Origin of the sequence: Pseudomonas eutrophicaquae (assembly GCF_023544715.1) — a bacterium.
GTDB lineage: Bacteria > Pseudomonadota > Gammaproteobacteria > Pseudomonadales > Pseudomonadaceae > Geopseudomonas.
This window is the reverse complement of sequence record NZ_JAMJEZ010000006.1, coordinates 135,164-143,941: the sequence shown is the minus strand read 5'-3', so window position 1 is coordinate 143,941 and position 8,778 is coordinate 135,164. Positions and strand designations below refer to the sequence as shown.

Annotated in this window: 7 protein-coding genes and 1 rRNA gene; all 8 read right to left on the bottom strand. The window is 62.0% G+C overall.

Annotation, left to right across the window (positions count from 1 at the left end; genetic code table 11):
• Window positions 1-171 (bottom strand): 16S ribosomal RNA (locus tag MXC11_RS04630); the annotation flags it as partial.
• 562 nt (window positions 172-733) lie between these two features.
• Window positions 734-1,561, bottom strand: a complete 828-nt coding sequence (gene pssA / locus MXC11_RS04625; RefSeq protein WP_250005962.1) for a CDP-diacylglycerol--serine O-phosphatidyltransferase — start codon at window positions 1,559-1,561, stop codon at window positions 734-736.
• 124 nt (window positions 1,562-1,685) lie between these two features.
• Complete coding sequence (ilvC, locus tag MXC11_RS04620) at window positions 1,686-2,702, bottom strand: ketol-acid reductoisomerase (protein WP_250005960.1); 1,017 nt, start codon at window positions 2,700-2,702, stop codon at window positions 1,686-1,688.
• A gap of 44 nt (window positions 2,703-2,746) precedes the next feature.
• A complete protein-coding gene (gene ilvN / locus MXC11_RS04615; protein WP_250005958.1) occupies window positions 2,747-3,238 on the bottom strand; it encodes an acetolactate synthase small subunit in 492 nt (163 codons plus the stop codon).
• A gap of 2 nt (window positions 3,239-3,240) precedes the next feature.
• Complete coding sequence (locus MXC11_RS04610) at window positions 3,241-4,965, bottom strand: acetolactate synthase 3 large subunit (RefSeq protein ID WP_250005949.1); 1,725 nt, start codon at window positions 4,963-4,965, stop codon at window positions 3,241-3,243.
• Between the two features lie 330 nt (window positions 4,966-5,295).
• Window positions 5,296-5,631, bottom strand: a complete 336-nt coding sequence (locus MXC11_RS04605; protein WP_250005947.1) for a YqcC family protein — start codon at window positions 5,629-5,631, stop codon at window positions 5,296-5,298.
• Window positions 5,631-6,326: a tetratricopeptide repeat protein gene (locus MXC11_RS04600; protein ID WP_462938099.1), complete on the bottom strand. Its 696-nt coding sequence runs from the start codon at window positions 6,324-6,326 to the stop codon at window positions 5,631-5,633. The genes MXC11_RS04605 and MXC11_RS04600 overlap by 1 nt, the downstream gene beginning before the upstream one ends.
• A 62-nt stretch (window positions 6,327-6,388) precedes the next feature.
• Window positions 6,389-8,722 carry a penicillin-binding protein 1B gene (mrcB, locus tag MXC11_RS04595; RefSeq protein ID WP_462938098.1) on the bottom strand — a complete coding sequence of 778 codons (2,334 nt, stop codon included), beginning with the start codon at window positions 8,720-8,722 and terminating at the stop codon, window positions 6,389-6,391.
• Between the last annotated feature and the right edge of the window lie 56 nt (window positions 8,723-8,778).

Below are 8,778 nucleotides of genomic sequence, written 5' to 3'. Positions count from 1 at the left end.
CGGTATTAGCGTTCCTTTCGAAACGTTGTCCCCCACTATCGGGCAGATTCCTAGGCATTACTCACCCGTCCGCCGCTGAATCAGGTAGCAAGCTACCCTCATCCGCTCGACTTGCATGTGTTAGGCCTGCCGCCAGCGTTCAATCTGAGCCATGATCAAACTCTTCAGTTCAAAATCATCAGGGTCGAAACCCTAAAACTTGGCTCAGCAATCGCAAAAAACTCTCGAATTCACGAGTGTTACTTGTGATGCTGATAATCTTGCGACTGTCAGTCTTATCCACAAGCACCCACACGAATTGCTTGATTCAACTTGTTAAAGAGCGTTTCGGCCTGAGCCAGGGTTGAACAGTAAAACCGAACAACCGGTTCGATCAACCGGAGCGCTTGGCGCTTCGCATCAACCGAGGCCGCATATTCTACAGTAGCCTTGCTTCCTGTCAAGCACTTTCTGAGCTTTTCTTTTCAGCTCAGCGCCCTTATCAACGAGGCCGCCTGACTGGGCAGCAGCACAGCAACTGCATTCACCACCCAAACTCACTGAACCCGAAGGGCGAGCACAGCAAGCAGAAAACCACAACTACAGCACCAAAAAGCAAAACCAAGAAATCACATCAACCCATAAAATAACGACGTAACTTATTGATTCCTAAGCGCTTTCGGCATCGCTGCAGAAGTGAGGCGCATTATAGACACCCCTCCGCCCCCGTCAAGCACTTTATTGCAAAAAGAACTCAGGACACCCGCCCGCGGCGGTACACAGCCAACAAACGCTGCCCAGGTCCCGATGCCGCATACACAAGGAAAATCAACAGCAAGATACGCGGCGGATCACTGAACACCACTGCAAACACCAGCACAGCAATCAGAATCGCCACAAAGGGCACTCTGCCGCGCAGATCAAAGTCCTTGAAGCTGTGATACTTGATATTGCTGACCATCAGCCCTCCCGCAGATGCCACCAACAGTGCAAACAGCAGCACCACGAACCAGGGTAAGTCAGCACCGTCCACACCAAAATCCTTCAAGGCCCACACCATGCCTGCCACGACACCCGCAGCAGCCGGACTGGCCAGCCCGATGAAGTAGCGCTTGTCCACCTTGCCGATTTGCGTGTTAAAGCGCGCAAGACGCAGCGCCGCACACGCCGCATACAGAAATGCCACCGTCAGCCCGACATTCCCCAGCTCCGACAACGCCCATTGATAGGCCAGCAAGGCCGGCGCCAGGCCAAACGCCACCATATCGGACAAGGAGTCATACTCTGCCCCGAAAGCGCTCTGGGTATTGGTCAGCCTAGCAACCCGACCATCCAGCCCATCCAGAATCATGGCCACGAAAATGGCGATCGCAGCGACCTCGAAGCGGCCATTCATGGCGCTGATGATCGAAAAGAAACCGGCAAACAGATTGGCGGTGGTGAACAAATTCGGCAGCAGATAGACCCCGCGATGCCGGATCTTGCGTCCTTCCGCATCCTGCCCTTCTTCGACATGCTCATCGATCGGCAGCAGACTGTCGTGCCCGGTCGCCTTGTTCGCTTCGCTGGATTGTTCGCTCATCGGTACATACCTTGCTGAAAATGACAACGCGCCCTGCGGCTGGAGCCTGCATGCCTTCGCATCGATACAGAACGGCCAGACAGAAAAAACGCGGCCGTAGCCGCGTCTTCTCCCATCGCAGACCTTAGTTCTTGGTCTTGTCGACGATCTTGTTGGCAGCGATCCACGGCATCATGGCGCGCAGCTTCTCACCCACCACTTCAATGCCATGCGCGGCGTTGTTGCGGCGACGAGCGGTCATCGACGGATAGTTGGACGCACCTTCCTGGATGAACATCTTGGCATATTCACCATCCTGGATGCGCTTGAGGGCATTGCGCATGGCCTGACGGGACTGCTCGTTGATGACTTCCGGACCGGTGACGTACTCACCGTACTCCGCGTTGTTGGAGATCGAGTAGTTCATGTTGGCGATGCCGCCTTCGAACATCAGGTCGACGATCAGCTTCAGCTCGTGCAGGCACTCGAAGTAGGCCATTTCCGGCGCGTAACCGGCTTCAACCAGCGTCTCGAAGCCCGCCTTGACCAGCTCGACGCAACCACCGCACAGCACGGCCTGCTCGCCGAACAGGTCAGTCTCGGTTTCGTCCTTGAAGGTGGTCTCAATGATGCCGGTACGGCCGCCGCCCACGCCCGAAGCGTAGGACAGGGCAACGTTCTTGGCATTGCCAGAGGCGTCCTGGAACACGGCGATCAGGTCAGGGATACCACCACCACGCACAAACTCAGAACGTACGGTATGACCCGGCGCCTTCGGTGCAATCATGATCACGTCCAGATCCTTGCGCGGCACGATCTGGTTGTAGTGGATGGAGAAACCATGGGCGAAGGCCAGGGTAGCGCCCTGCTTGAGGTTCGGCTCGATCTCGGCCTTGTACAGCTGCCCCTGGAACTCGTCCGGGGTCAGGATCATCACCAGGTCAGCTGCAGCAACGGCGCTCGGCACGTCACTGACTTTCAGGCCATGGGCTTCCGCCTTGGGGATCGAGCTGGAGCCCGGACGCAGACCGACGGTCACGTCAACACCAGAGTCCTTGAGGTTGCAGGCGTGGGCATGACCCTGGGAGCCGTAACCGATGATGGCAACCTTCTTGCCCTGGATGATCGACAGATCGCAGTCTTTGTCGTAGTAAACGTGCATGGAGAAACCCTCGGTTCAATGTGGCCCTGCGGCCTTGTTCAAAATCAGATGCTCAGCGTCTTGTCGCCACGGGCAATGCCGGTGACGCCGCTGCGAACCACTTCGAGAATCGAGGTGGTGCCAATCGCCTGGATGAAGCTGTCGAGCTTGTCGCTGGTGCCAGCCAGCTGCACGGTATACACGCTGCTGGTGACATCAACGATCTGCCCGCGGAAGATGTCGGCCGTGCGCTTGATTTCAGCCCGCAGCGCGCCGGTGGCCTTGATCTTGACCAGCATCAGCTCGCGCTCGATGTGCGCACTCTCCGACAGATCAACCAGCTTGACCACTTCGATCAGCTTGTTGAGGTTCTTGGTGATTTGCTCAATCACATCATCCTGACCGATGGTGGTCAGCGTCAGACGCGACAGACTGGGATCTTCGGTCGGCGCGACGGTCAGGCTTTCGATGTTGTAGTTGCGCTGCGAGAACAGACCGACCACACGCGACAGGGCACCGGGCTCGTTTTCCAGCAACAGGGAAATGATGTGTCGCATGCTTAGGTACGCTCCGTCTTGCTCAGCCACATGTCACGCATCGCGCCATCGCGAATCTGCATCGGATAGACGTGTTCGGTGGAATCGACACGGATGTCGAGGAATACCAGACGGTTCTTCAGGGCAAAGGCCTCTTCCATCACCGGCTTGAGATCCTTGGGATCCGTGACGCGCATACCCACATGACCATAAGACTCGGCCAGCTTGATGAAGTCCGGCAGCGACTCCATGTAGGAGTGCGAGTGGCGGGCACCATACTGCATGTCCTGCCATTGCTTGACCATGCCCAGCGCCTGGTTGTTCAGGGTGACAATCTTCACCGGCAGGTCGTACTGCAGGCAGGTAGACAGCTCCTGGATGTTCATCTGGATACTGCCTTCACCGGTCACGCAGGCGACGTCGACATCCGGGAAGTTCAGCTTGACGCCCATGGCAGCCGGCAGGCCAAAACCCATGGTGCCCAGACCACCGGAGTTGATCCAGCGGTTAGGCTTGTCGAACTTGTAGTACTGCGCCGCGAACATCTGGTGCTGACCGACGTCCGAGGTCACGAAGGCATCGCCATGCGTGACTTCGTGCAGCATCTCGATGACCGTTTGCGGCTTGAGGATGCTGCCATCGCCCTTGTCGTACGGGAACAGGCCACGGTTGCCGCGCCACTCATCGATCTGCTTCCACCAGCTGGCGACGGCCTCCTGGTTCGGCTGCTGGCCGATTTCCTTGAGGATGGCGACCATCTCACTCAGCACGCTGTCGACCGGCCCGACAATCGGCACATCGGCCTTGATGGTCTTGGAGATGGAAGCCGGATCGATATCGATGTGGATGATCTTGGCGTTCGGGCAGAACTTGGCTGCACCGTTGATCACCCGGTCATCAAAACGTGCGCCGACGGCGAGGATCACATCGGCATGGTGCATGGTCAGGTTGGCGGTGTAGCTGCCGTGCATGCCGAGCATGCCGAGGAACTGGCGATCGCTGCCCGGGTAAGCGCCCAGCCCCATCAGGGTATTGGTCACCGGCAGGTTGAGCATGCGCGCCAGTTCAGTGAGCTGCGCCGAAGCATTGCCCATGATCACGCCGCCACCGGCGTACATCACCGGACGCTTGGCCGCCAGCAGCATCTCGGCCGCCTTGCGGATCTGACCGGAGTGGCCACGGGTTGCCGGGCCATAGGAGCGCAGCTTGACCTTCTTCGGATAGACGTACTCGAACTTTTCAGCCGGGTTGGTCATGTCCTTGGGAATGTCCACGACCACCGGACCCGGACGACCGGTCTCGGCGATATGGAAAGCCTTTTTCAGCACCTCGGGGATTTCCGAGGGATGCTTGATGATGAAGCTGTGCTTCACGATCGGCCGGGAGATACCGACCATGTCGGTTTCCTGGAAGGCATCGGTACCGACCATGTTGCTCGGCACCTGACCGGACAGCACCACCATCGGGATGGAATCCATGTAGGCGGTGGCAATGCCGGTGATGGCATTGGTCGCCCCCGGACCGGAGGTCACCAGCACGACACCGGCCTTGCCGGTGGCACGGGCATAACCGTCCGCCATATGGGTGGCCGCCTGCTCATGGCGAACCAGAATGTGCTCGATGGCCTTTTCCTTGAAAAGGGCATCATAGATATGCAACAGGGCACCACCCGGGTACCCATAGATGTACTTTACGCCTTCGTCCCGCAGGAAGCGGACGACCATTTCAGCGCCAGATAAAAGCTCCACGTTTCACCTCTTGAACGCCTGAGAAACACCCGCGAGCGGGTGACCGAAGTTCGGTTGACTGCCAGGCAGAGCATGGACGACGGTAGTCGCCGGAGACGTCAGCTGCTGACTTAGCATGTTTCGGGAGCTGGCCTGCTGTTACGGCAGCCCCGACCCCGCTGCCCGGTAGGCGCATGGCGGAGTTTGGCTTGGGCGGCGCGGGTGTGCACCTGTCGGCCTGCCGCACGCGGCAAATGGCCACGGATGACGGCAAATTGCAGATTGTTCGGATTAGCCCCGATCAAGTCAAGCCGAAGTTGCCCACCGGCGCATGGCAGAAGCCGCCCGACTTCAGTGCCCGGCGCCCCCAACAATCAGGTGATCCAGCCTTTCCAGGGCGGCCAGAAGTCCAGCCACCGGAGCCCCTCGCGGCGCCCAGGCCTGCTCACCCATGGCCTGCATGGCGCTGCTGGACGGCAGTGGACCACCCCGCTCCAGCAGTGACCTCATGCGCACGATGAACACCCACTGCAGCCACTCCTCGAACAGCAGGGTATCGACGCAGAAGGGTGCCGTGCTGGCCAGCCGCTCAGGCGCGGGCGGCGCCTCGCTCCACCAGCCCAGCTGTCGCAACTGCTGCTCGAGGGCCAGCAGACCATCGGCAATCACCGGAATGCGCGCATCCATCACAGCGGTGTCCGCGCCTGACGGCGAGCCTCGGCGGCCCCAACGGTATCGCCCTGAAACTCACGAGCCCGGGCAATCACATCCCACAGACTGGCCTGCAAGGCCTGACGCCCGCCGGCATAGCTCAATCCGCGCCGCGCCAGCTGCTCGGCCTGGGCTGCATCCCCCTGCGCCAACCGCACCTCAGCCAGCCGATACAGGACCTGCGGCTCACGGGGCGCAATGCGCTGCGCCCGCTCAAGGCTCGCCGAAGCACCACCCAGATTGCCGCTGCGCTCCATCTGCTGAGCCGAAGTCAGCAGTGCCAGCACCGGACCATCGAGCTGCTCGTCCGCCGAGAGGGTCAGCGCCCCGACGCCTGCGCTCGGCTGTACCGCCGGTGGCGTGAGCGGTGCCGGCGCAGCCGGGGTCGCGGGCAGCGCAAAGCCTGCGCTGCCGGCCGCCGGGAAGGTCTGAATCGGTGCAGCCACCGCGGTTTCCGGCACCATCACCACCACGCCACTGTCCTGCGGCTGAGCCATGGGCGCACGCACCGCCGGCGGCAGAGCCTGCGGAGCTGCAGACCTCGTATTCGACAACGGCACACTGGCATCCACCACCGGAATCGAGCCACGCTGCACAGGCGTCGCACACCCTGCCAGCAGCGCCATCCCCAGCAGCACGCCTGCGAACCTGCCTGATCTTGCAGCCTGCATCATCGACACCCTCGCGTCTCCTCTCTGTCGGCAAGCCCGTGGCTTGCTCCGATTGATCCGACTTACTCCAGCCACTGCTGCAACCAGTCACGCAGTGGATCTTCTCCCGGCAAGCCCGCCGCATGGCAGGACACCACCGGCGGCTCACTGCCGCGAATATACGGCATCGGCACAACCCCCGGACAATCCGCCTCGCGGCCCTCGCCCGTGTAGGGGTCCACCCAGGCCGACTGCACATTGTTCGGCATGGCCAGATCCAGCGAGACCGGCTGGGCGCGGCGCATGAAGCCGGTCCACAGCTGCAGGGCGCCGGTTGCACCGGTCAGCGGCGTGGCGCCGTTGTCATCGCGGCCCATCCACACCACCGCCAGCAGGTCCTGACTGAAGCCGGCAAACCAGCTATCTCGTGAGTCGTTGCTGGTGCCGGTCTTGCCGGCCACCACCAGCGAGCCGGGCAATTGACTGTAGACCGAGCGCCCGGTTCCCTCGCGCATCGCCCGCTGTAGCGCGTGCTGCAGCAGATAGATCGCCCCCGGATCAAACCGCTGCTGCACCTCATACGGGTAGCCCTTGAGCGGCTCGCCACTGGCCGCCAGCACGCTGCGAATCCCCCGCAGCGGCGAGTTGAACCCGCCATTGGCAATGGTCTGATACAGGGTCGCCACCTGCAGCGGACTCAGCGCCCCTGCTCCCAGCAGCATCGAGGGATAGGCCGGCCAGCGATGCTCCGCACCGAGACGGCGTACCGCCTCCAGCACTTGCTCGACCCCGACATCCAGCCCCAGACGCGCGGTAGACAGGTTGTAGGAATTAGCCAGCGCCTGATAGAGGAACACTGTGCCGTGAGCGCGCCGATCAAAGTTCTTCGGCTCCCACAGCTGCCCGTCGCCACCGCGGATGGCCAGCGGTTCATCGGCCAGCAGGCTGGTCAGGGTGTAGCGTGTCGGCTGCTCCAGCGCGGCCAGGTAGATGGCCGGCTTGACCAGCGAGCCGATTGGCCGCTGGGCATCCAGCGCGCGGTTGAAGCCGGCAAAGCGCGGCTGGCGGCTGCCGAGCAGCGCCTGGATCTCACCGGTCTGCGGATGAGTGACCACCATCGCCATCTCGATCTCATCCACTCCGCGGCGATTGCCAAGCCGGCGCAAGGTTTCGCTCAGTGCCGTTTCGGCCTTGAGCTGCAGGATCGGATCGAAGCTGGTAAAGACCCGCAGCCCCTCGCCGGTCAGGTCCTCCTCACGGTAGTCCTGACGCAACTGGCGTTTGACCAGATCCAGGAACGCCGGATACGAGCTGTTGGCCAGACTGCCGCGGGCACTGACGCCCAGCGGCGCCTGACGGGCCTGCGCCAGCTGCGCGGCATTCAGGATGCCCTGCTCACCGAGCAGGTCCAGGACCAGATTGCGCCGCTCCAGCGCGCGCTGCGGCGAGCGGCGCGGATTGTAATAGGATGGCCCCTTGACCATGCCGACCAGCAGGGCGATCTGCTCCGGGCGCAGCTCCGCCAGCGGCTGACCGAAGAAGTACTGACTGGCCAGCCCAAAGCCGTGGATGGCGCGCTGCCCATCCTGACCGAGGAACACCTCGTTGAGGTACGCCTCAAGAATCTCGCGCTTGTCGTAACGCAGCTCCAGGAGGATCGCCATCAGCGCCTCGGTAGCCTTGCGGGTCAGGCTGCGCTCGCTGCTCAAAAAGAAATTCTTCACCAGCTGCTGGGTCAGGGTGCTGCCACCCTGCACCACACCACCGGCACTGAGGTTGGCCACCAGCGCACGCAGGATCGAGCGGGGCGAAACCCCGAAATGGCTGTAGAAATCACGGTCCTCGACCGCCAGCAGGGTGTCGATCAGCAGCGGCGGCACTTCATCGATCTGCACGAGGATGCGGTCCTCGTTATGCGCCGGATAAATGCCGCCGATCAGCAGCGGCTCAAGGCGGGCCACCGGCACCACCGCGCCCTCGCCGCTCGCCAGCGCCCGCACCGACTGCCCGGCAAAACTCACTCGCAGCGGCTGGGCCGACTCGCTGCCATCATGGAACTGGAAACCGCGGCTGTGCAGCACGACCTGCTGCCCGCTGACGGCCATATCCCCCGGTCCTTGCACCCGCGCCACCCGCCGGTAGCCCAATGCCTCCAGCTCGGTCAGCAGGTCATCACGCCCGAGACGCTGTCCGGCAAACAGCTCCAGCGGCCGCGCATAGACCTTGGCCGGCACCGACCAGCGCTGCCCGGAGAAACGCTCCTGCACGCGGGCATCCAGATAGATCAGCAGCGCCAGCAAGGCCAGCGCCGCCACCACGGCCAGACGCCAGAACCAGCGCAGCCAGGTACCGCCGCGCGCGGCAGAGAATCGGCCCTTGCGGGATGAACGGGGGGCGGAAGTAGGAGATCGGCTCATGGCGGCGGATTATACGCGGCTTTATCGCGCCTGCAGGCTCCGTACACCCGCTGCCA